We start from the raw sequence: 22,361 nt of genomic DNA, 5'->3' as shown, positions 1-22,361 counted from the left end.
CCCCCTAACCTACCAGGTAGAACCAACGTATTGTGTTCCTACCTTATTTTAGGTCATAAAACGGGAGTAAACAATAATAATAATTAATTTAAGTGGAAAAGACTTCCTGCTTACTTCGTTGAAGCTTCTCATCGAGCCATGTAAATATGTCATCCAAAGCTTTTTCATCATCTTTTCGAGGAAATCGATGCTCAAGTCCTGCATATAACGCCATCCTATAATCTTTACCGGCTTGCTCCAGAGAATTAGCCAGTTTTCTTGCATGTCCGACGTCCACTTGTGAATCTTTCGTTCCATGAATAATATAGATGGGCGAGTCGATTTCATTTGCCCAATAGGCTGGGGACCGATCGATGTAAGCCTCGACTTGTTTCTTCGGATGTCCGACAACCCGTTTGAGCATACGCCTTAAATCCGCACGCTGCTCATAAGTATCTAACATGTCACTTACACCACCCCAAACGACAACAGGACCAACCCCGCTGCACTCTCGGGCAGCACGCATGGCCATAACAGCACCTCTGGAAAATCCGATCAATGGTACGGGTCCTGGCAACACTTCCTCTAATGATTGCACCATTGGAATAGCATGAAACAAATCGAACCTGTCTTCCCCGCCAAAATCCTCCCGTCCTTCACCACCTTCATTTCCTCGATAATAAGGAGCAAAGACGACGTAGCCGCGTTTAGCCATCGATATCATTCTTCGTTTACGAACCATCCCAACACGTTTAATGCCGCCGCGGCAGTAAATGACAGCAGGTCGCGGACTTGTTCCATCTGGAACGGCCAATAGGCCTTTCACTTTTAGGCCTTGACTTACATAAGTAAGAATGTAAAGCGATATATGCTTCACGAAGCAGCGAATTTGCTCTTTACCTACTAATTGACCATCTTGGATAACATCTAGTGCTATGGACATGGGTCCCCCCTATTTTGACAGCTGTCAACTCATCATATAAACTAAACGTACTACACCTATTTTCCATCCGAAGGGATGAAACTATGAATACAGATTTTGAGAACGAATTTAATTCCTTAGTGTTCAAAACAGCTGAACTCATCACAGGCGATACTTCACCTGAAATGCTTGAGAAAATTAAGATATGGGCATTTTTTAATCATGTTCATAAATCGCTGCCGGCGCTAACCTCCCACTGGAACCAAACGCATCCAGAGGGCAAAGCCGAAGTACGTCGCATTTTTGAAGAAATTCGAGAATTAAACCAGACCTTGCAAGCGGCGAAAAAGCCGGAACAGACTTAGAATCGTCCATCATTGAAAGAAAAAAAGCGGAATCCCAATCTATCACTGGGAGCCGCTTATTTTTTATTTAAAATGCCTGATGCCAAGCGATCGAACATTCGCGGGAATAGATGAAATAATTTGATCCCCATTCCAGCTACAAAAGGAAGATCTTTCTCGGGAATGTTTTTTTCTATCGCATGTAGGAGTGCTTTGACGACTTTCTCCGGTTTAAGCATAAACCAAGCCACATTTTTGACATAGTTACCGCTCGGGTCTGCTTTATCAAAGAAAGGTGTTGAGATGGGTCCCGGGTTTATCGCAGTTATTGAGATCCCAGTTCTATTTAGCTCCTGCCGCAAGCTGTTTGTGAAGCCTAATACTGCATGCTTAGTCGCGGAATACCCCGTCGATTTGGCCGAACCAATCTTACCCGCCATAGAAGCCACGTTCACAATATGACCGCTCCCAGCCTTCAACATATGAGGCAGAACAGCTTGGGTACAGCGAACTAAGCCCATGTAATTTACATTCATCATTTCTTCAAAATGTGCAAGCGGCGCCTCTGTAAACGACTCAAATATCCCGTACCCCGCGTTATTAATCAAAATATCAATACGACCAAATTTGGCTATAATTTGTCCCACAACTTCATTAACTTGCTCCGTATTCGTGACATCCATCTCGTAAACAGCGTGCTGCCCTTGCAAGCCTGAAGCAATTTCTTCAAGTTTAGCTGAACTGCGTGCAGTTAAAATAGGAATGGCTCCTTTGGCTGCAAATTGCTGTGCCATAACGGCGCCAATGCCGCTCGAAGCTCCTGTAATCAAGACGATTTTGTTCGAAATGTTCAAGCTTACCTTCTCCTTATTGCATAGATTATAAAAAAATGGAGATACCGCTTCAGCAGCACTCCAGTTCATTTTAACATATGTATCTATACTAGGTCTCTTACGTGATTAATACTTGAATGTCCAGTTCGCCAATGTTATCCATAATCAAAGGTATGGTCAATGCTTTCTTCGGCACAAATCCTGCAGCCGTCGCAGATTGAACAATCTTCGGTGGTGTAATATCCACCCTAACCCCTTGATTGAAGAGCATCGTGCTTGCATTCCCGCTAATCATATTACCCAGCTCAGAGATGGCGCTCTTACCCATTTCATCCATTTCTGTAATAACAAATCCACCCATCATGGCAGAAACCATTTTCAAAGCAACATCCTCAGCTAAGCCGAAAACAATATCGCCTTCCATCTGCCCAGTCATCCCTATTTGGATCCAGATATACTTTTCCACAAATTTGACGTCTTTAACGCCGAGCAGCCCCGTTGTTGGGCGAATGTTAGCAACTTGCTCGATGACAATTCTAGCCGACTCCAAAAAGGGATTAATGTACTCAGCCTTCATAGCTCCGCTCCGATCTCATTTGTGAATAAGTTCCACAGAAAAACGACCTTTTTCAACATTATACCTAAAAAATTAGGACAAGTATACTGTCTTTTTCGATAAAATAGTTCCTACTACTCAGATACACAAACTCATCCTGCCTTCATACTTATATTGTCGAACAACGATGTAATTGTTCATAAATAAAGGAAATAGCAACATCAATATGGAAGAATATATATATTCTTGTCGATTCCTGTTAAGCTTATGAGGGAAAATTCCTTAAAGGGGCGTTGAAAGTCTGTATGATTAAACAGCATATTACTGCTCGAAATTGGAGTTTATATCAACTTGCGCTTGTTTATCATATTATTGTTATATGTTTGATTTGGACAAATTTCTACTTTATACATCCTCTTGCATACGTACAAGATAAGCCATGGATAGGTCTATTTTTCGATGTCATTCTTTTCGGTTCAATTCTTGGATTAGCTTTATTTGGCATTAAAATAGTAAAAAAAAGAGAATCTTCCATTAATGAAACCGCGAAGCGATATAAATCTCTTTATGATAATCATCCTGATTCTATTATCTCGTTTAGCTTAGACGGCGAAGTATTGTCCGCTAATCATGGATTGGAAAGTCTCCTTGGACTAGCTCGTGAAACATCGATGTTAACTTCCTTCATTCCTATGATCAATCCGCCCGATCTGCTCAAAGCATTGCATCATTTCCAAGTGGCTTCCGCCGGGATGTCGCAAAATTTCGAGGCTGCTTTTGTTCATCAGAAAGGATACCCTATCCAATCCAATGTAACTTTCGTACCGACGATGGTAGACGGCAGTATTGTTGGGGTTTATGCCATTCTCAAAGATTTAACCGAAGTCAAAGAACAGAAGAAGGTCATCGATAAGCTGTATAAGCAAAATCAACTCATTCTCAATTCCGTTTCGGAAGGTATTTATGGGATTGATATGAGTGGTCGGACGATTTTCTGGAATAAGGCCGCTGAGGCTATAACCGGATGGAAAGTAGATGAAATGCTGGGCCGACAAATTCATAATCTCATTCGACCCGTTAAGAGCGATGGTTCTCTTTATCCACCTGAGGAAAGTCCTATTTTGAGTACTATTTTGAATCATGAAGTTTCTGCTATGCAAGAGGATATGTTCTGGAGAAAAGACGAAACCACCTTCCCGGTCATGTACATGTCTAGTCCAATGCTGGAGGGGAAAGGTCAACTTCTAGGTACAGTTATTACTTTCAAAGACATTACCGAGTTGAAAAAGACGCAAGAGCTGCTAATCAAATCAGACAAGCTGTCAGCTGTTGGGCAGTTGGCTGCTGGCGTTGCTCATGAAATCCGAAATCCGCTAACGGCTTTGAAGGGATTCTTGCAGCTGCTTAAGACGAATAATGCCAAAGAGAAATATTACATAGAAATCATGCAAAATGAACTGAAGCGTATTGAATTTATTGTGAATGAGTTCTTGTTTGTATCCAAACCGCAGGCGACACATTTCGCAACGCAAACCTTGGATTCCATTGTCACAAGCACAATTGAACTCCTTCAACCTCAAGCACTGCTTGGAAATATTCAAATTGAAGCCGAACTTAAGCCAGATCTGCCGCCTGTCTCCTGTGATGAGCATCAGCTTAAGCAGGTTTTCATCAATATTATGAAAAATGCGTTGGAAGCTATGCCAGTAGGTGGTACAATGCGGATTCAAGCTCTTTTGGATCATAACCCAAACTACATAACTATACGTTTCATCGATCAAGGGTGCGGTATTGCACCAGAGCGGCTGCCCAAGCTCGGCGAACCGTTTTATAGTACGAAAGAAAAAGGAACAGGACTAGGTCTTATGGTCTGTTACCGAATTATCGAAGCACACGGCGGTTTTATGGAAATTCGCAGTAAATTAGAAGAAGGAACGACGGTAGAGATCACACTTCCTTCCACGAAATAAACACAATAAGGGGAGTGCAAGCAAGATGAATGGTTTTCTCATTGATTTGGACGGTACACTGTATAGGGGGCATGAACCGATTCCCCATGCAGCGGCATTCATTCATTGGCTGCACCAGCACCAATTAAAGTACTTACTCGTGACGAACAATTCATCTCGCACGCCAGAGCAGGTTGCCGATCATCTGCAAGAGCTCGGGATTGAGGTTCCAGCGGCTGCCGTCTATACGTCTTCACAGGCGGCCGCTCAGTACTTGACCGAGCAGCGCGGAGGTAACCGCGTGCATATGGTCGGAGAAGCCGGACTGCGGATCGCCTTGGAGGCGTCCGGCTTCGCCCTTAGTGATGGGACGACGCCGGATTACGTCGTCCAAGGCATTGACCGCAGCTTCTCCTATGAGAAGCTGACGGAAGCGGTCCGCCATCTGAAGCATGGCGCGACCTATGTGTTAACCAATCCCGACCGCATGCTGCCGTCGGATGGTGGGCTTATGCCAGGGGCTGGCTCCCTGGCAGCTTCGATCACCGCCGCCTCGGGCGTGGAGCCCGTGGTGATCGGCAAGCCTTCGCCGATCATCATGGCTTACGCCATCGAGCGGCTCGGGCTGCCTGCCGCCGATGTCTGGGTCATCGGCGATAACGTGCATACCGACATCCGCGGAGGCATGTTGGCGGGATGCCGCACGGCGCTCGTGTTGACCGGTGTCGCCACGGCGGACAACGTGCAAGAGCAGCTAGCGTCGGCGAGCTTGACGCCGGACTTGGTCTGCGATGATTTGCAGCATTTCATCGCGCAGTTCAAAGAATGGGGCAGCTAATAAGGTGCTCCTAAGGATGTTTTATATCGCTACCGAAGCGGAATTACCCTTTATGAGTAAGCTCGCCACATTCAAATAAAAAGCCGCAACTGCACTCAACAAGAGCAGTTGCGGCTTTTCTTCTATTCAATACGGTCCCAGTCAACTTCCAGCGGGGAGTTCTTCTCTTGCAAGCGGCCCTCTCTGGCATCCTTCTGCAGCTGTTCCAGCCATTTCAGTTCGCTAAATGCACGCTTGTAGGTGCCCACCAACATCTGTAGGACAACTCTTGGAACAATGGAGATGTGTTCTTCATACAAGCTTTTCATTTTGTTCATAACCATTTTTTGGGCCAAAATCTTATTCTCAAGAATGTCGGCAATCTTCGCCTGATCCCCATGCATGGCGAATGGCAGAGCGACGTAAAGAGGATGATAGTGCCTGATTTCCTCATGCAATTGTTCCACTAACAGTTCTTGAAATTTTAATTTCCCGGCTGCGGTAATTTGATAGATCGTTTTCTCCGGACGATTCGTATCGCGTACAACCTCAAGTGCTTCTACGAGACCATCCTTATGGAGTTGATCCATCGCATAATACAGCGAGCCGTCTTGCAGCTTCATGTAGTTGTTCATGCCTCTTTCTTTCATCGTTTGCCGAATTTCATAGGTATGCCGATTGGCTTCCATCAACAGTCCGAGAATGACGAGCTTCATCGACATGGATGTTAACCTCCTAGTGTCCTACGGGTACGTTTTCTTTGACTGGAGCTCTTCCCACTTCAAGTTTAGCGTTACCCATGAATAAGATGAACACAAGACCTATTACAGCCAGAACGATGGTCGTCTGGAAAACAACGGCAATAGAATCAGCCAATGCGGTTAGGAGCTTGTGTAGAACTTCAGCGGGAATGTTTGCACGGACCTGTGGCTGAAGTAAAATTCGTGCATCATGAAACTTCTCGGCCATCGCTGGATCCTGAAGGGATGTTGTAATGTTATCTCTTAACGAGTTGACTTGAATGCTGCCAAACACCGCTACCCCGATTGCTGAACCTACGGAACGGAAGAAACCAACAAGCGAAGTCACGGTACCTCTGCGGCGAAAGTCTATTTTATGCAGAGCAGACATCGATGTAATTGGGAAGCAAGCGCCAAGACCGAGACCAAGGAGGATCATATAGGATGTAATGAGCCAGCGTTTGGAATCGATGGAGATTCCGCCTAAGAGCGAAGTTGCTAACAGCAGTAGAGCTACGGAAACAAGCATGACATTGCGATAAGAGAACTTACCGATGAAGCGCCCTCCGAATGCACTGCTGACTACAACACCAAGCATCATTGGGGTTAGCGTAGAACCAGCACTTGTTGCAGAGCCTTCAAATACACCTTGAATGAATAAAGGGATATATGTTCCGGCCGATATCAAAACAGCACCATATGCAAAGCTAACACCCATACTGGCGGAAAAAAGGCGATTTTTGAACAAATCAAGCGGGATAATCGGTTCTGCTGCATATTTCTCGATCATAATAAATGTACCTAAGAGAACAGCAAATCCTGCAAACAACCCTATGATTTGTAGGGAATCCCAAGCATATTCTTTACCGCCAAGTTCCAATGCAAACATGAGGGACATAATCGATGCTGTCAGAAAAATAGTTCCGCCCCAATCGATCTTCGCCTTACTGTGTTCCACGGATTCGTGATAAGAGAAAATGATTAATAATAAGGACACAATGCCGAGGGGGAGATTAATAAAGAAAATCCATTCCCAAGTCACATGGTCGGTGAAGTAAGCGCCAATGATCGGTCCCAGTACGCTGGATAGTCCGAACACAGCCCCGAACAGCCCTTGCATTTTACCCCGTTTCTCAGGCGGGAAAATATCAAAAATAATCGCAAAAGTAATCGGCATAAGGGCACCGCCCCCGATACCTTGAATGGCGCGGTAGATGATGAGCTCAGTCATCGATCCTGCTGTTCCACATAGAGCTGAGCCAATCATAAATACAACGATACCGATAATAAAAAATAGTTTTCGGCCATACATATCGGATAGTTTACCGAAAATAGGCATGGCGGCCACATTCGCAATTAAATACGCTGAAAAAACCCAGACGAATTGGCTGAAACCGCCTAGTTTAGACACGATCGTTGGCATCGCTGTTGAAACGATGGTCTGATCCAGCGATGCCAGTAAAAGTCCCAACATCAACGCCACAACGGTCCACGTTGTATTTGACTTACGGGTTAACGACATATGGTGCATCTCCTTCATAGTTTATTTAATCTATAAATTATTATAATCAAATTTGAGTATTTAGCAACGAAAATCGGTTATATTCGTCCAAGCTTCCTTGCTAGATTGTACACCGTTGTCCAACTTTATCCTAAAATGTTGCCGATTCGGGTACTCCTATCATATAATGGGGTTACAAAAGGTTTTTATGCCCTTTACAATTTCGATAAATTTTATTTGTATCTTTACTATAAAAAGCAGGAGGTATGCTCATGAATATGAACCAGTTAGAAACATTGCTCACCATATCCAAAACAATGAGCTTTCGAAAAGCTGGCGAAATTCTTAACTTGACCCAACCTGCCGTTTCCGCACAAATAAAGAGCCTTGAAGACGAATTCGGCACAATTCTCATTGATCGCAATCAGCCTGTAACCTTAACCGATAGCGGTAAACTGTTCTTGGAGCATGCAGAAAAAATGCTGCGGATCGCCAGTGATCTCAAGCAGCGATTGTCCGACTTACATCATACACCGCAAGGTCACATCCATATTGGCACGACAACGTCGATTGCTATGCAGATTTTGCCGAGGGTGCTGTCCTATTTCCAAGACCAATTCCCACTCATCAAGACGACCATCCACTCGATGACCTCTTCACAAATTATGGCTTCCGTGGAAAATAGTCAAATTGATATTGGAATTACTTATTTGTTCGAAAAAAATCAAGCCTTAGAAACTTCAGTGCTTTATTATGATACTTTCGAGCTGATTGTTTCCACACAGCATCCTCTTAGCCGATTTGCCCATTTATCCATTGAGAAGCTGCGCAATATTCCATTCATTATGCTTTCTCCGGAAACAGCAGGACGACGATTCGTCGACCAAATCTTCAAGGCTTATGACGTCTCCCCGCATATTGTGATGGAGCTCTCCAGCAGCGAGGAAGTGAAACGCATGGTAGAGTTAAATCTTGGGGTTGCTATCATCTCCAAGCTTTCTGTCGCAGATGAACTGCGACATGGAACTTTGAAAATGGTCAAAGTGAACGAATTGGATATTACCCATCCTGTCGGTGTAGTATATAAGTCAGGACGCTACTTAAATTCTGCGATGCAGCAGTTCCTTCGTGATCTAAAAGGAATGCCGGAAACCCAGTTTCTCGGCTCAGAATAATATTTACTGCTTACGACGCCAGTTTTGCTAAAGCAAAACTCTAAAGTTACTGCTTACGATGCCAGTTTTGCTAAAGCAAAACTCTAAAGTTACTGCTTACGATGCCAGTTTTGCTAAAGCAAAACTCTAAGGAGGTTATTTTCAATGAAATTCGACCTACATACCCATCATGATCGATGTGGTCACGCTAAGGATAAAATTCGCGATTATATCGAAGCCGCTATTGCCGGCGGATTGCAAGTGATCGGGATTTCTGACCATTCCCCTTATTTTGCGAGTCCAGAAGATCAGGCACAACCTTTAATCGCTATGGCTAAGAGCGAATTCCCCCGTTATATTGAGGAAGTTCTGCGTCTAAAACAAGAATATGAAGGAAAAATTGATGTGCTTCTAGGTGTTGAGTCCGACTATTTCCCTGAGCATGTCGAGGTTTACCGGCAAGAGTACGCGAAATATCCATTCGATTACATCATTGGCTCTGTTCATTTATCTGGCGGGGTCAGCATTTTCAATCGCAACAGGTGGAAACATTTAAATGAAGAGCAGAAAGTTCAGCATAAAGAAGACTATTATCATCTTATTGCAGAATCCGCACGTTCCGGCATGTTTCATATCCTTGGCCATATCGATGCCATGAAAGGCTTCTATCCAGCCTTTTCTGATATCTCCACACCTACGGTTAACGAAACGTTGAAGATCATCGGAGAAGCTGGTGTAGCGATTGAAATCAATACTTCAGGAAAGACGAAGGACGTAGGCGGCTGGTACCCTTCCAACGCAATTCTGGAGCAAGCGCTGCATTATGGTGTTGAAGTGACCTTCGGCTCAGATGCTCATCTGCCAAGCCGCGTAGCTGACGATTGGGAAGAAGTTCGCAAGACGTTAAAAGAGATCGGCTTCAAACATTGGGTCTATTTTAAAAATAAACAAAAACAAATCGTTCAACTCTAGAACAGAAAAAATCTCCTTCGCTGCCTTCAGCGGGGGAGATTTTTTTTCTGATCTTTATTGAATATGGCCAGAAGGGTTTGATTCAAGAAAGGCAAGCTTAGGGTGTAAACATTCCTGTAAGACAGGCAGCGCTTGCTCGGCAGTCATAGGCCGGAAGAAGTAATAACCTTGAATTTGACTGCAGCCATTAGCGACTAAAAAGCCGGCTTGTTCTTCTGTTTCAACACCTTCCGCAATAATTTGCAGTTGAAACGAATTGGCTACGGAAATTATCGCTTTGATCATCGCTCGATCCTTGTCATCCGTTTGTACGCCGCGGACAAATGATTGGTCCAATTTGATTTTGGTGACGGGGAACCTTTTCAAATAACTTAGAGAAGAGTAATGCGTACCGAAATCGTCGACGGATATCGCAATCCCCAGCTGGCGAAGCTTGCTAAGTGCTTCCAGCTGTTCATCCTGCATGGCGAAATTTTCGGTAATTTCCATCTCCAAATACTTAGCTTCCAGGCCTGTCTCCTCTAAAATTTGTTTCACTTTATCAACAAAACGCTCATCATTCAGCTGTTTGACCGATAGATTGACCGAGATAGCTAATGGTTCAACCATCACGCTGTGCCATGCCTTCATCTGCTTGCAAGCGCCTCTTAACACCCATTCACCAATACTAGCAATTGTACCTATTTCTTCTGCTAGAGGTATGAAGTCAGCTGGTGAAATATAACCTTTGGTCGTATGATTCCAACGCACGAGTGCTTCAACGCCAATAACTTTGCCCAATAAACAATCTACCTGCGGTTGATATACAATTTCGAGTTCGTTCCGGTCAAGTGACTGACGCAGATGATTTCCCATCTCCAGTTTTAAAAGGGAATTCATTGCCATTTGCTGATTAAAGAAGCTGTATGAGCTGCCACTCTCTTTTTTGGCAATGTACATGGCTATATCCGCATTCTTGAGCAATGCTTCCCAAGTCACGCCTCCATAAGGATACTGCACGATACCGATACTGGCACTAATGAAAAAAGAGCGATTCGATAATAAACAAGGCGGTTTTAGGATATCTATTAATTGTTCACAGAAGAGCTGAATTTCCATCTCACTTGAACAATCTTCTATCAGAATGGCAAACTCGTCCCCGCCAAATCTGGCAAACGTATGATAGGAAAGGTTCGATTGCCCAATCCGATTAGCAACTTCCTGCAGCATCAGATCACCCATGTGATGACCATGCGAATCATTAACCATCTTGAAGTTATCCAAATCAAAGAAAAGTATAGCAAGGGATGTACGATTAATTTCATTGTGTACAATTTGTTCTTTTAAGATCATTTGAAAATGGGCTCGATTATGTATCCCTGTCAGAACATCATGATAAGCCATGTAGGATAGCATTTGTTCGGATTCTAGCAATCGTTTGGTTGAATCGTTCAGTTCCTGTTGTCCTGCCAGAAGCTCTTCATTCGCAGCAGTCAAATCTTCATTTGCAAACTGTAATTCTTGTGTGCGCTCATTTACCGCTCGATATAACTTATCCCGCTGTCTAAGAATATACAGGATAAAGATGAGACCGATTAGCAGAACAAGCATAAAAGAGCTGCGTATTAAGATGATTTGCTCTCTAATGCTCTGAACCGCACTTGCCTGCGGCAGCGCAGCAATCTCCCATTTCATATCCGTATGCTCAATAGTGGCTATTATTGGATTTTCCTGAAAAACAGAATCGTCGCCATAGAACGCAGGCTCTCCAGGATTGCGGATGGAAATCTGCAAATCTCCTGTATCTTCTCTATTCTTGATCCCTGCTTCTACAAGCAATTGATCCAGATTTACACCTACAGATACGAAGCCCCAAAAAACACCATCTTGATAGATTGGCTTTCGAGCGACTAAACCATTAATGCCTTGCAGTAATTTAAACGGGCCATCCATCGTCATTTTTTTAGTTTGGAAAGCTTTTGAAATTTGCTGTTGAATACTGGCACGGGGATCTTTCAATAGATCCCAATTGTATATACTTTCGTTACCCTGTATCGGATACACGAACTTCATAACGCCATTAGGCGCAATGATTAAATTAAACGTGGATCCCTGGGCGCCAAGATAAAGAGATGCAATGTAGTCCATGACTTCTTTATCGCTTTTGTTTTGTAAAAAATTCGCATTCACATAAGCTTCAAGGCTTACCATCATATTAAAATTACGGTCAATTACGGATTGTAAAGCCAATGCTCTCGAGGATAATTGGGACTGTTCCGTAATTTCAAGCTCATGGAGTAAAGAGTCCTTATACTTAGTAAGAACAAACTCGGACGATGAAACTAATATGACGAAAATTAGAGCTATTATCGTGTATTGAATCATTTTCATGTTACTCTACTCCTAAGTCATATAAAAGTTTTATGTCACAATTCGACATCATCACCTCTATTATTTCATCTCTAAACCTTCCGATGCAATCTTTTTATTGAAATTAGTTTTACTTTGCAAAAAATGGATGATGAAATGAGAAGAAGGACCTCGCCTATATGGGCTGAGTCCTTCTTGTTGTCCGAATTTACAATGCTCTGGCTGCTGTTCCAGTACGCCCTATACGTACAGCCATGATTGCAGCAATCATGCATACAAAACCCGCCATAAGAAAAGGTAGCGAATAGCTGCCTAGTAAATCTCTTAGTAGGCCAGCTTCATAGGCAGCAAAGGATGCTCCCAACTGGTGTGCTACTACGATCCAGCCAAAAACCATGCCTGCCTTCTCCTTGCCGAAAACATCCGATGCAATCTTCACGGTTGGCGGGACGGTTGCAATCCAATCCAAACCGTAGAAAACGGCAAAAATAAGAAGCTCTGTATAGCCTAAACCGAGCGCTTGCGGGAGAAAAATCAGTGAAATTCCGCGAAGCCCGTAGTACCAAAACAGCAGCCAACGCCCGTCGAATCTGTCGGTCAACCAACCTGACATCGTCGTCCCGACCAGATCAAAGATGCCCATAAGCGCCAGCAATCCCGCGGCCGATACTTCAGGAATGCCATAATCCCCACAGGCGGGAATAAGATGCGTACCAATTAGCCCATTCGTGGAGAACCCGCAAAAAAAGAACGTCCCAGCAAGCAGCCAGAATGCCTTGTTCTTACTGGCATCTCGTAGTGTAAGCAGAGGGGTCATAAATAGGTTGCCTTTGAATTCAGCAGGCTTGACGACTTGATCAGACCCATACGGAGCAGCACCTATGTCATAGGGATGATTGCGCATCCAGATCGCTACAACAGGGATTAGCACCGCAATCACAGCGATCGCTGTATAAATGGCATAGCGCCAACCGATGTCCACCGTTATTTTAGCCAGAAGAGGTAGAAATAGCAGCTGACCTGTCGCCGCGCTGGCTGTCAGAATGCCAACCACCACTCCTTTGTTCTTAGTGAACCATCGATTCGCTATCGTTACACCGAGCACATTGGCAAGTGCACCCGTTCCAAGCCCCACAACGACCCCCCAAAGCAAATCAAACTGCCACAAAGCCGTCATCATAGGTGTCAGCGAAAGGCTGGCCGCGATGCAAATGAGGGAGATCAGCACCACCCGGCGGGTACCAAACCGCTCCATCCATGCAGCCGAGAAAGGCCCCATAAGACCATACAAGAAAATATTTATGGAGACAACGGAAGATACATCCGCGCGGCCCCATCCGAACTCTTTTTCAAAGGGAAGCATAAAGATGCTGGGCACCGAGCGTATACCCGCCGATACAATCAAGGTAAAGAAGGTCACCAGGACAACAATCCAGCCGTAGTGCAGTTTGGTGCGTTTTGCTAATGATCCCATTCTATTTACTCCCATTCTTCTGCCAAAATCCCAATATTTTATATGTAAACATGACTTGCCTCCGATCTAACACCATGAATGGCATTACCACGATATTGTTCTTTGTTATATAATAATCCAAGGACAACCTGAACGAATGGAGAAATGAATATGGATATACATGAAATTCCCATGCATTTAATTGACGAAGATACGGATCAGCCTAGATATCAATTTGATGAAGAGGCGCTCCAAGAATTAATGAAAAGCATCGAGGAGATTGGCTTACTCTCTCCGATTAAAGTGAGAACAACTGCTGACAACCGGTACAAAATTATTTACGGGAACCGGAGATATAAAGCTAGCAAAATGCTGGGACGCCCTACCATGTCCTGTATCGTATCGACCGTAACGGATGAGTTGGAGATTTATTTAGAACAGATTGCGGAGAATCTGACAAGGGAAGGCTTTTCCCCCATTGAGGAAGCCGAGGCCTTCCATAAACTTATGAATGATTCTAAATTCAGTTCCTCTATTAAATACCTTTCTAGCAAACTTGGCAAGCCTGAAACTTACATTAAAAACAAATGTGATTTGTTAAAGTTTGGTAATTCAGTCAAGAAACTGATCGTAAGCGGCACAGAAATTCGAAAAGACAAGTTGACCGAGGATCAGCTGCTGCCTATCAAAGATTTACCTATTGAGCACCGCGATCCGCTAGCTTTGATTATTGCTAGAGATGAAATGCCTGTCAGTGATGTCAAAAAGATTGCTCGAATGTTCAAAGATAAAGATATTTCAGAAAGCACCAAAGGGAAACTCCTCTATAAAACAGGTCATGATCTGGTCGAAACTTGGTCCGTCTTTCAGAACAACCGGGCAGAACGGGCCAAGCCTGCAGCTGCAAAAGCTCCGACAAAAGCGGAGAAAGCGGAGAAATCCAAGGAAACAGTCTCAGAAAATAAAACAGAAATGCCGATACAAAACGGGCTCTCTGCTGCTTCAACTAGTACAACAATAAGCTCAACAACTAGCCCAATATCTAACCCACTATCTAACCCAATTCAAACCAAACTTTTGCAAATGCTTAACGCATTTCCTGCATCTAATGATTTTCAAATTGAAGACTTAGACGTCGATGCTCAAGATAAGGAACAATTTCTGAATGATCTCAATACCTTAGTCGGTAATTTGGAAAAGCATTTGGATGCGTGGAAAAAGGTTAGAGAACTTGCCGTTAGCCAATAACCTACTAGTCTAGTACTTCTAGTTTCTTCGCATAGCAATGCCTTAGAAGGCCGCCATACATCGGGCGGGTGAATTGAAGTGTGAAGCCTGCTGCTTCTAAGTTTTGCCGACTTATTACATTGTCAGGATGTACGGTTGCGTAGAGGTATAACATACCTTGTTCCCGCGCCCGCTGCTCTCTCAAGGCATGAAAATGCCGTTGGAGCCCTTGTCCCCTGACCGATTCATGGACAATGGATCCTTCTAGAGAAGCTACTCTTGGCAGCTCTTCTTCCGGCACTCCAAACTCTCGTCCGAGATTGCTGGCACTTAGACCGGGAAATGCGATGACCGTATAAGCAACTAGCTTTTCTCCTTTAAAAGTGCCGTACATCTCACCTTTATCTTGGACATATTCGTATAGAGCCTCCAAGCGGTCCATCGAATAAAGCTCATCAGATGGAAGACGTGACACCACGTCCATCATTAATGCTTGCACATGCGGTATATCTTGTTGCCATAAACGCCTTATTTCCAAGTTGTAATCCTCCTAGTGTGCTGCTGATCAGTAGGTCACCATGGTTTGCTGAAACCAAGTCTCATTTCGTCCCTCACAGTCATGAGCTTTAATCTCAATCCTGCATACCATGGTGGCGTATTTGATAGATCACTATCCTCCAAAGATGTTAGGATTCTTGAAAAGCTATAGAGCTTAGAGAACCTTAAGAACTTTGGAAAGTGTTCTATCATTTGCTTGTCTAATGGACAAATCGCTGTATAGCCTCTCAGAAAACATTCTACCTGACTGCTGGAATCCCTCTCTGTATTATCCAACACGTCAGCAAGAGCTGCAACAATATCCATCGCATACCAATGATACATAGCATCATCCTTAGATTCATCATTTTGTTTTACCTCTATTCGAGAGAGCTGCTAACTCGGGTTGAATGCGATGTTTCGTTGCCTGCTCAAACCCATAAGCAATTTTTATCAAAGTGGGTTCGCTAAATGCCGTTCCTACAAAGGTAATCCCTTGTGGTCCCTTCGTTGTATACCCGCCCGGTGCGATAATCCCCGTTGCAGCATACCCTCCCGGTACCGTAATGGATGGGTAACCGGCTCTTGCCGCAAGATCTGCCCCACCCTCAAATCCTAGGAATAGGAGTGCATCCAGTTGATGCTCCTCTAATGCATGATCAATCCCCTGCTCACGCGACATCTCTTTATCCCTCTTTTTGCTGTCTAAATAGGCTTGTTCCGTTAGTGTTCCGCTCGTTTCCTCTGACCAGATTAAGGTCCCTTGCCCATATTTCAATGCTTGATCTGCATGTGCTTTATTATAGGCAATGACATCTGCCAAAGAATGTACGGGAATTGAGCCGGACAGCTGGGCTAAATAATCATTTAAATCCTTCTTAAATTCAAACCTCATGACATTGCCATCCCAAGGCGTCTGCTCACATGGAAGCACCACCGGATCAACGATTGTAGTACCCTTTTGTTTCAAAACGGCGATAGCCGCCTCTACAATTTCAAGCCGAGCATTGTCTAATTGTTTGTAATAAAATCTCGGGATCCCTATTCTTGCTTGCTGCAAATAATTGGCGTCTAAGAATGGTGTGTAGTCTTGGAAAGAACGCCTTTTACTAGCTAACGTCTCAACATCACGCTCATCCATGTTGGTTAAAGCGCCAAGCAAAATCGCTGCATCACTGACCGTTCTTGCCATAGGCCCCGCTGTGTCCTGACTATGAGCAAGTGGGATGATGCCTGTTCGGCTAACTAGTCCAATCGTTGGCTTAATGCCAACTAAGCTATTTTGGCTGGAGGGGCTGATGATAGAGCCCGATGTTTCCGTTCCAATCGCCGCTGCTGTTAGATTCGCTGCCGTGGCTGCTGCTGAGCCTGAGCTTGAACCGCCTACGAATAATTCGCCAGGGCCGTAAGGATTTAAGGTGAGACCACCTCTTGAGCTATAGCCCGCCCAAATATCGCCTGACATGTAGCCTGCCCATTCGGTCATATTCGTTTTACCAAGAAGCACAGCCCCCGCCGCTCGAAGCTGATCTGCAACGAAGGAATCGGCTGCTGCGAAGGATTCCGCTAATGCGATAGAACCGGCGCTTGTATGCATACGATCGTGTGTATCGATATTATCCTTAAGCAGAATAGGGATACCATGTAAGGATCCACGACTGCCCTTCACTTTTCGTTCTTCATCTAAAGCTTTAGCTATGTCGATAGCGTCTGGATTTATTTCTAGAATAGTATTTAATATGGAGTCGTACTTTTCTATGCGGGTTAGATATACATGAACCAATTGTTCCGAAGTAACCCGCCCCGTATTCATTGCTTGCTGCATACTTGCTATATCTGCTTCTATGATCCATTTCTCCAACTCATTTTCCATTCATCTATCTCCTTCTAGTTCTCAGTCTTATTAACACTTTTCTATGTAGGGTATGTAGTTCCTTTATGTGTAAGTTGGGGAGTTTAGTTATAGTTATTTTTGATTAATTAATTTGTGTCTCACTTTACTTAGAATGACAACTTGTCTTTGTGCAAATAAATAAAATAAGCTAACCCTTTCCAGCCTTAGCTGAAAAAAGAGTTAGCTTTCTTGTTATCACGTTGTTATCCACGCTCTTAATACAACGGAAATTTTTCTCGCAAATCTTCCCTCTGCGTAACAAACGAATCCTCGCGAATGTAATGACACACATAGGAACGTCGCCAACGGTCCTTGCTTCGATTCTTATTGGACGAATGGATGAGCAGCTCACTAAAGAAGAGGATATCTCCTTTTTCCATCTCGACTGGGATTTGCTTGCTGAGGTCTACGCCTTCTGTCTCGTCGGTCCATGATTCGTGCTCTTCTATATTTTTCACTGCACCGTGAGGCAGCAGTCCAAGCTTATGTGTGCCAGGGATGACCCAGAGGCAGCCATTTTCGATATCGACGATCTCTTCCAATGCGATCCAAGCTGCGATCATCGTCATGGGGTCATTCTTGATGTAATAGTAGTCCTGATGCGAAGCCTGTCCCGGTGAACCCGGTTCCTTGTAGAAATACATACTTTGCACACAGTTAGCCTCTCTGCCCATTAATTGAGCTAGCGCACCTCGGATGACGGGAAGCTTCATCATTTGGCGAGAAAAGCTGTCATACTTGTGGGGATTAAACAACCGCAGGGAGAATTTCTTGCTTTCTTCACAGGCTGCCCAATTGGGTACTTCTGCTTGGTTACGAATATCAAAAATGTGTCTATTAAAGGCATCAATGAGATCGCTGCTGCAGCCTTTCTTAATAAGCAAATACCCATCTCTTTCGAACTGCTCAACCTGCTCTTCCGTAATAGGTGACATACGATCTTGTTGCTTAAAAAACATGACAGCTATCCCCTCTCCTGTACGTGAAAGTAATACGTCTTTCCTTACCTTCATCATACTGTCGAGGCCATCATTCAACAATGGCTGGAATTATCAGGTTTGTATCTGAGATTGATATAAGCAGTTCCATTCGCTAAGAGCCTTCATTCGGGATAAATGTAGTAATTCGCGCTATTTCCTCCGCCACCTCAATAAGTTGATCATGAAAATCATCTTTTTGCAAAATGGCAAGTTCCAGGTAGCTTGCTGCTTCAAGCAATCGATTTGCGGAAATACTTCCAGCAACTCCGATAAGCGTATGGATAGCCCTTTTGACAGCCTTCCAATCCTCCTCAAGGATACTCTGCATTAGCTGCTCGACAAAAGTTGTATAATTTTTCTTGAACAGCTGAAGCATGACGATTAGAATGCTTTCTTTTCCTTCTAGACGGGCGAGTGCAGTTTGCCAATCTATAGCTTCAATATGCTTATAAAAATCGATTGCTTTCGTCTGACTAGCTCTTATTGATGCAGATGGTTCGATCCATTTACTAATCACATTAAAGAGATGTTTGATATCGAAAGGCTTACTAATGACATCATTCATGCCGTAACGGATATAATCTTCATGATCCTGCTTAACAACGTTGGCCGTCAGTCCGATGATGGGTATATGCATATAGTTAGGGATCTGACGAATGTGCGCTGTCGCTTCGACACCGTCCATGATCGGCATGTGTATATCCATCAAAATCAAATCGTATTCGTCGTCGCTTGTCAGTTCTTCAATGGCTTCCTGGCCATTTTCCGCTAACGTGATCTCAAATCCCTGCTCCTTTAGAAACTCCATGGCAACCTGCTGATTAATTTCATTATCTTCAACGAGAAGAATTCGCCCTGTCTTACTAACGCTGGAAGACTTGGCTTGCAAAGACATGCCGCTACTTGGAGATTGGTTGTGCGGATTAAACAGGGAATCCAACGTTTGATAAAGCTCTAAACGGCAAATCGGTTTAACCATAACGGCATCAGGTCTTTCGTTAATCGGAAGTTTCAGCATTTCTTCTTTGCCAAGCGGCGAAGTTAAGCATACAGCAAGCGTTTGGTCTCTTTGGATCGACTCGATAAATGTATGCCATGTATCTATGCCATACATATCTTCAATTTCCATATCAAGCAGGATACAATCGTACTTGCCATCGGATCCCAACATCTTCAACTGTTCAAACATCTCCATCCAGGAAGGCACCTCCGAAACGATTAAGGCGAACGACTCCAAAGTGTCCCGTAAGCTGCTGCGCATCAGGAGATGATCTTCGACCAGCAAAACTTGATACGTCGTATGCTCTTTGGTTAAATCCCATTCATCTGGATCAGCGAGTTCTATGATTTGAAAAGGGAGTGTAAATGTAAATCTGCTTCCTTTACCCAATTCACTTTCAGCTGCTAAAGACCCACCCATAAGCCCAATCAAATGTTGGCTGATCGTAAGCCCCAATCCAGTTCCCCCATATTCACGACTCGTAGATCCATCTGCCTGAGAAAAGGGATCAAAAATAAAGGCTAACCGATCTGGAGATATGCCTATACCACTATCCTCTACGGTAAAGCTAAGCATTATTTCTTCTTTGGACGTATGTGGTTCCAACTCAATTTGGAGCATCACATAGCCCTCTGAAGTAAATTTGATTGCATTGCTGCAAAGATTAAGCAGTACTTGCTTCAGTCTCAGCGGATCCCCGAGAATATGGTTGGGCAATTCAGCTGCTGTATTAAAAATAAGCTCGATCTGGCGGCTATCGGATAAGACACTTAGTATACTGGCGAGATCCTTGAGAAGTTCATCTAACTGAAAGCTGGTACGTTCTACTTCGAGTTTGCCCGCTTCTACTTTGGAGAGGTCAAGAACATCATTAATAATGCCAAGCAGTGTATGGGATGAAGATTTTATTTTATGTAGATAATCCTTTTGATGGTCGGAGAGCGAGGTTTTCCCCAGAAGCTGAGAAAGGCCAATAATACCGTTCAAGGGAGTTCTAATTTCGTGACTCATTTTGGCTATAAATTGACTTTTGGCTTGGTTCGCTTGATCGGCGGCATGCCGCATGGTGACCTCTGTGAAATCATGTACCGTTCCAACAATACCTTCCAATTCACCACTTGCATCATGGTAGGCCGAGAGTGTGACACAATAATCTCTTCGAGCACCTTCAGAGGACGGAAGACTCATTTCAAACCGTGCGTTACCACCATTCAGGATGACTTCTTGGAAATGGGAATCCCAACGAATTTGCTCGGCTTCCGGGAGAAATTCGGTTATTTTTTTGCCCAACATATCCGCAGTTGTTGCATGGGTCATCAGGGAAACAATTTGATTAACGGAGGTAATCTCGCCTTCCTTCGTGAACCCAAGAATTCCTTCTTGTGAATTCTCAACGAGGATTCGATAACGCGCTTCACTCTCCTGAATACGCCGCTCTGCTGTCGTTCTCTCTGTAATATCAGTCGTAGAGCCGATGATCTCGACCACCTGCTCACCTTCAAAGACAGGCTGCAAGGTAGTAAAGGCGATCTTCCCCTTTATTTGATTCTCATAAGCAACTTTGTTCCCTTTCCATGCTTCTTCGAATTTCCCAATGATAACCGATGTGAATTCAGTGGTAAAAGCTTTGATTAATTGTATATTTTTATCTATTAAATCTTGCGGGTGAAGTCCAACATTTCGCAACAACTGGCCATCAATCATGGAGAAAATGAATTGATTATGAATTTTTTTCAGTTTAAATGTAATGCCGGGCTGCAGCCGAAGAATATCCAATAACTCTTGTTGGATATGTCTTACCTGACTCCTTAGCTCCTCTGCTCTTAAGAAATAACGGATTAGCGCTGCTGCGAATAAGCCGCCTCCCAAATGCAGAAGCAAAGCTGGAATGACTAGCTCGGCAAAAGGAATATGATAAATCAGCACCATATCAACGAACAAGACGCTGATAGGACACATAATAAATAATATCCATTTCCTCCAATAGCCGTGAATATAATGATTGGTTAGCGCGGTTACCGCAAATATGAGCAGTCCCAGTGTAGAAATTCGAAAGAAAACAGAAGGATCTATCAGCGTCCTGCCTATAATCATAATCGTTGTAGCAATAAAACCAGAAATTCCTCCGCCAATGAAAGTAGCCATCAGAATGGCAATCGCTTTTAAATCCAATATATGTCTTGCAGTTACATGTACGCCAAGAAAAGTTAGAATGACACCATAGATCCCATGCATCAGACCAGCTATTATACGATATTTCCATCTCGATGCGGCTTTTAATCTAGGAGAATAGAAAATCTCGATAGACAAGAATATGAAGACAGCTAGTATCGAGAAATTGTTCAGTAGATCTTTGAGCACTTCTATTCACCTCATCGTTATTTACACACCTTAAATAGCTGAAAGATGCACAAATTTATAACCAACACCCCAGACGGTTTTAATATACTGAGGTTCTTTTGGATTCTGCTCTATTTTTCTCCGGAGATTCGTAATATGCACATCAATGGCGCGATCATTCACGATTTCGCCCATCCGATATAAAGTATCTATAAGCTCATCACGTCTAAACACTCTGCCAGGATAGTGAATAAAACGTTTCATAATTTCAAATTCCGAGTTGGTAATATCAATTTTTTGATCTTTGATCACAATCAACCTACGCTCTACATCGAGTGTAAAGTCGGGATATTGTAACTCTGACTCTGTCCCCTCCGACACACCGCCATCAGGAATCTGAATGTCCGCCATACGAAGCGAAGCTTTGATCCGTGCTTTTAACTCCTGCATGCTAAACGGTTTACAAAGATAGTCATCAGCCCCAATATTAAAGGCCTCTACCTTCTCCTTAATGTTTGTTTTCGTGGATATCACAATTATTGGAACCAAGCTTAGTCCCCGAATAGCCCCGCATAGCTCTAGCCCCTCATAATCCGGTAAAACGAGATCCAATAAAATCACATCAGGCTGAAACTGAACGATTTCCCGCAAACCGTCATGACCATTTACCGCTTGCTTCACTTCAAATTGATCTTCCGAAAGATACATGCTTATCATTTGTCCAATAATGATGTCGTCTTCGATAATAAGCACCTTAATCACTAAATTCCCTCCTTTATACCTATTTCGATTCTTTTCTCTATTATAATATGTC

19 protein-coding genes are annotated in these 22,361 nt (G+C 43.7%); 6 read left to right on the top strand and 13 right to left on the bottom strand.

Going from position 1 to position 22,361, the window contains the following annotated elements; translation table 11 throughout:
* Positions 1 to 88: 88 nt before the first annotated feature.
* On the bottom strand, positions 89 to 922 hold the full coding sequence (locus tag NYR53_RS08140) for an alpha/beta hydrolase family protein (protein ID WP_261304710.1): 834 nt from the start codon (positions 920 to 922) through the stop codon (positions 89 to 91).
* Positions 923 to 1,005: 83 nt separating this feature from the next.
* On the opposite strand from NYR53_RS08140, the gene NYR53_RS08135 reads away from it, so the two are divergent.
* Positions 1,006 to 1,266 (top strand): DUF2573 family protein, encoded by a 261-nt coding sequence (locus tag NYR53_RS08135; RefSeq protein WP_261304709.1) that lies wholly within the window; start codon positions 1,006 to 1,008, stop codon positions 1,264 to 1,266.
* 56 nt (positions 1,267 to 1,322) lie between these two features.
* Here the strand turns inward: NYR53_RS08135 and NYR53_RS08130 are convergent, their stop codons facing one another.
* Entirely contained in the window at positions 1,323 to 2,099 is a 777-nt protein-coding gene (locus tag NYR53_RS08130; protein WP_056836723.1) for an SDR family NAD(P)-dependent oxidoreductase, read from the bottom strand.
* Positions 2,100 to 2,196: 97 nt separating this feature from the next.
* Positions 2,197 to 2,655, bottom strand: coding sequence for a chemotaxis protein CheX (locus NYR53_RS08125; RefSeq protein WP_261304708.1), 459 nt, complete (start codon positions 2,653 to 2,655; stop codon positions 2,197 to 2,199).
* A gap of 284 nt (positions 2,656 to 2,939) precedes the next feature.
* Between NYR53_RS08125 and NYR53_RS08120 the strand changes: the two genes are divergently transcribed.
* Both NYR53_RS08120 and NYR53_RS08115 read left to right on the top strand, forming a co-directional pair.
* Complete coding sequence (locus NYR53_RS08120; RefSeq protein WP_261304707.1) at positions 2,940 to 4,604, top strand: PAS domain-containing sensor histidine kinase; 1,665 nt, start codon at positions 2,940 to 2,942, stop codon at positions 4,602 to 4,604.
* 25 nt (positions 4,605 to 4,629) lie between these two features.
* Positions 4,630 to 5,421, top strand: a complete 792-nt coding sequence (locus NYR53_RS08115; protein WP_261304706.1) for a TIGR01457 family HAD-type hydrolase — start codon at positions 4,630 to 4,632, stop codon at positions 5,419 to 5,421.
* A gap of 122 nt (positions 5,422 to 5,543) precedes the next feature.
* On the opposite strand, the gene NYR53_RS08110 is transcribed toward NYR53_RS08115, so the two are convergent.
* On the bottom strand, positions 5,544 to 6,122 hold the full coding sequence (locus NYR53_RS08110; RefSeq protein ID WP_261304705.1) for a PadR family transcriptional regulator: 579 nt from the start codon (positions 6,120 to 6,122) through the stop codon (positions 5,544 to 5,546).
* A 13-nt stretch (positions 6,123 to 6,135) separates the two neighbouring features.
* Positions 6,136 to 7,662, bottom strand: a complete 1,527-nt coding sequence (locus NYR53_RS08105; RefSeq protein ID WP_261304704.1) for an MDR family MFS transporter — start codon at positions 7,660 to 7,662, stop codon at positions 6,136 to 6,138.
* 251 nt (positions 7,663 to 7,913) lie between these two features.
* On the opposite strand from NYR53_RS08105, the gene NYR53_RS08100 reads away from it, so the two are divergent.
* Complete coding sequence (locus NYR53_RS08100) at positions 7,914 to 8,816, top strand: LysR family transcriptional regulator (protein WP_029197406.1); 903 nt, start codon at positions 7,914 to 7,916, stop codon at positions 8,814 to 8,816.
* 144 nt (positions 8,817 to 8,960) lie between these two features.
* Positions 8,961 to 9,767, top strand: coding sequence for a histidinol-phosphatase (locus NYR53_RS08095; protein ID WP_261304703.1), 807 nt, complete (start codon positions 8,961 to 8,963; stop codon positions 9,765 to 9,767).
* Between the two features lie 54 nt (positions 9,768 to 9,821).
* Here the strand turns inward: NYR53_RS08095 and NYR53_RS08090 are convergent, their stop codons facing one another.
* Together NYR53_RS08090 and NYR53_RS08085 are read right to left on the bottom strand one after the other, a co-directional pair.
* Positions 9,822 to 12,137, bottom strand: coding sequence for a bifunctional diguanylate cyclase/phosphodiesterase (locus tag NYR53_RS08090; RefSeq protein WP_261304702.1), 2,316 nt, complete (start codon positions 12,135 to 12,137; stop codon positions 9,822 to 9,824).
* Between the two features lie 187 nt (positions 12,138 to 12,324).
* Positions 12,325 to 13,590, bottom strand: coding sequence for an MFS transporter (locus tag NYR53_RS08085; RefSeq protein WP_261304701.1), 1,266 nt, complete (start codon positions 13,588 to 13,590; stop codon positions 12,325 to 12,327).
* A gap of 150 nt (positions 13,591 to 13,740) precedes the next feature.
* Between NYR53_RS08085 and NYR53_RS08080 the strand changes: the two genes are divergently transcribed.
* Positions 13,741 to 14,817, top strand: a complete 1,077-nt coding sequence (locus NYR53_RS08080; protein ID WP_261304700.1) for a ParB/RepB/Spo0J family partition protein — start codon at positions 13,741 to 13,743, stop codon at positions 14,815 to 14,817.
* Positions 14,818 to 14,821: 4 nt separating this feature from the next.
* Here the strand turns inward: NYR53_RS08080 and NYR53_RS08075 are convergent, their stop codons facing one another.
* From NYR53_RS08075 to NYR53_RS08050, 6 genes are all read right to left on the bottom strand, one after another.
* Positions 14,822 to 15,334 (bottom strand): GNAT family N-acetyltransferase, encoded by a 513-nt coding sequence (locus NYR53_RS08075; protein WP_261304699.1) that lies wholly within the window; start codon positions 15,332 to 15,334, stop codon positions 14,822 to 14,824.
* Positions 15,335 to 15,369: 35 nt separating this feature from the next.
* Positions 15,370 to 15,660 carry an aminoglycoside phosphotransferase/kinase family protein gene (locus NYR53_RS08070; protein WP_261304698.1) on the bottom strand — a complete coding sequence of 97 codons (291 nt, stop codon included), beginning with the start codon at positions 15,658 to 15,660 and terminating at the stop codon, positions 15,370 to 15,372.
* A 37-nt stretch (positions 15,661 to 15,697) separates the two neighbouring features.
* Complete coding sequence (locus tag NYR53_RS08065) at positions 15,698 to 17,206, bottom strand: amidase family protein (protein WP_261304697.1); 1,509 nt, start codon at positions 17,204 to 17,206, stop codon at positions 15,698 to 15,700.
* 236 nt (positions 17,207 to 17,442) lie between these two features.
* The gene (locus NYR53_RS08060) at positions 17,443 to 18,186 is read right to left on the bottom strand and encodes a phytanoyl-CoA dioxygenase family protein (protein ID WP_261304696.1); all 744 of its coding nucleotides are present in this window, start codon (positions 18,184 to 18,186) and stop codon (positions 17,443 to 17,445) included.
* Positions 18,187 to 18,319: 133 nt separating this feature from the next.
* Positions 18,320 to 21,568 (bottom strand): response regulator, encoded by a 3,249-nt coding sequence (locus tag NYR53_RS08055; RefSeq protein WP_261304695.1) that lies wholly within the window; start codon positions 21,566 to 21,568, stop codon positions 18,320 to 18,322.
* A gap of 30 nt (positions 21,569 to 21,598) precedes the next feature.
* Entirely contained in the window at positions 21,599 to 22,309 is a 711-nt protein-coding gene (locus NYR53_RS08050) for a response regulator transcription factor (protein ID WP_261304694.1), read from the bottom strand.
* Positions 22,310 to 22,361: the final 52 nt, after the last annotated feature.

The sequence above is a fragment of the Paenibacillus andongensis genome (assembly GCF_025369935.1).
Classification (GTDB): domain Bacteria; phylum Bacillota; class Bacilli; order Paenibacillales; family NBRC-103111; genus Paenibacillus_E; species Paenibacillus_E andongensis.
The sequence above is the reverse complement of the archived record's forward strand: the minus strand, read 5'-3'. Positions and strand labels throughout refer to the sequence as shown.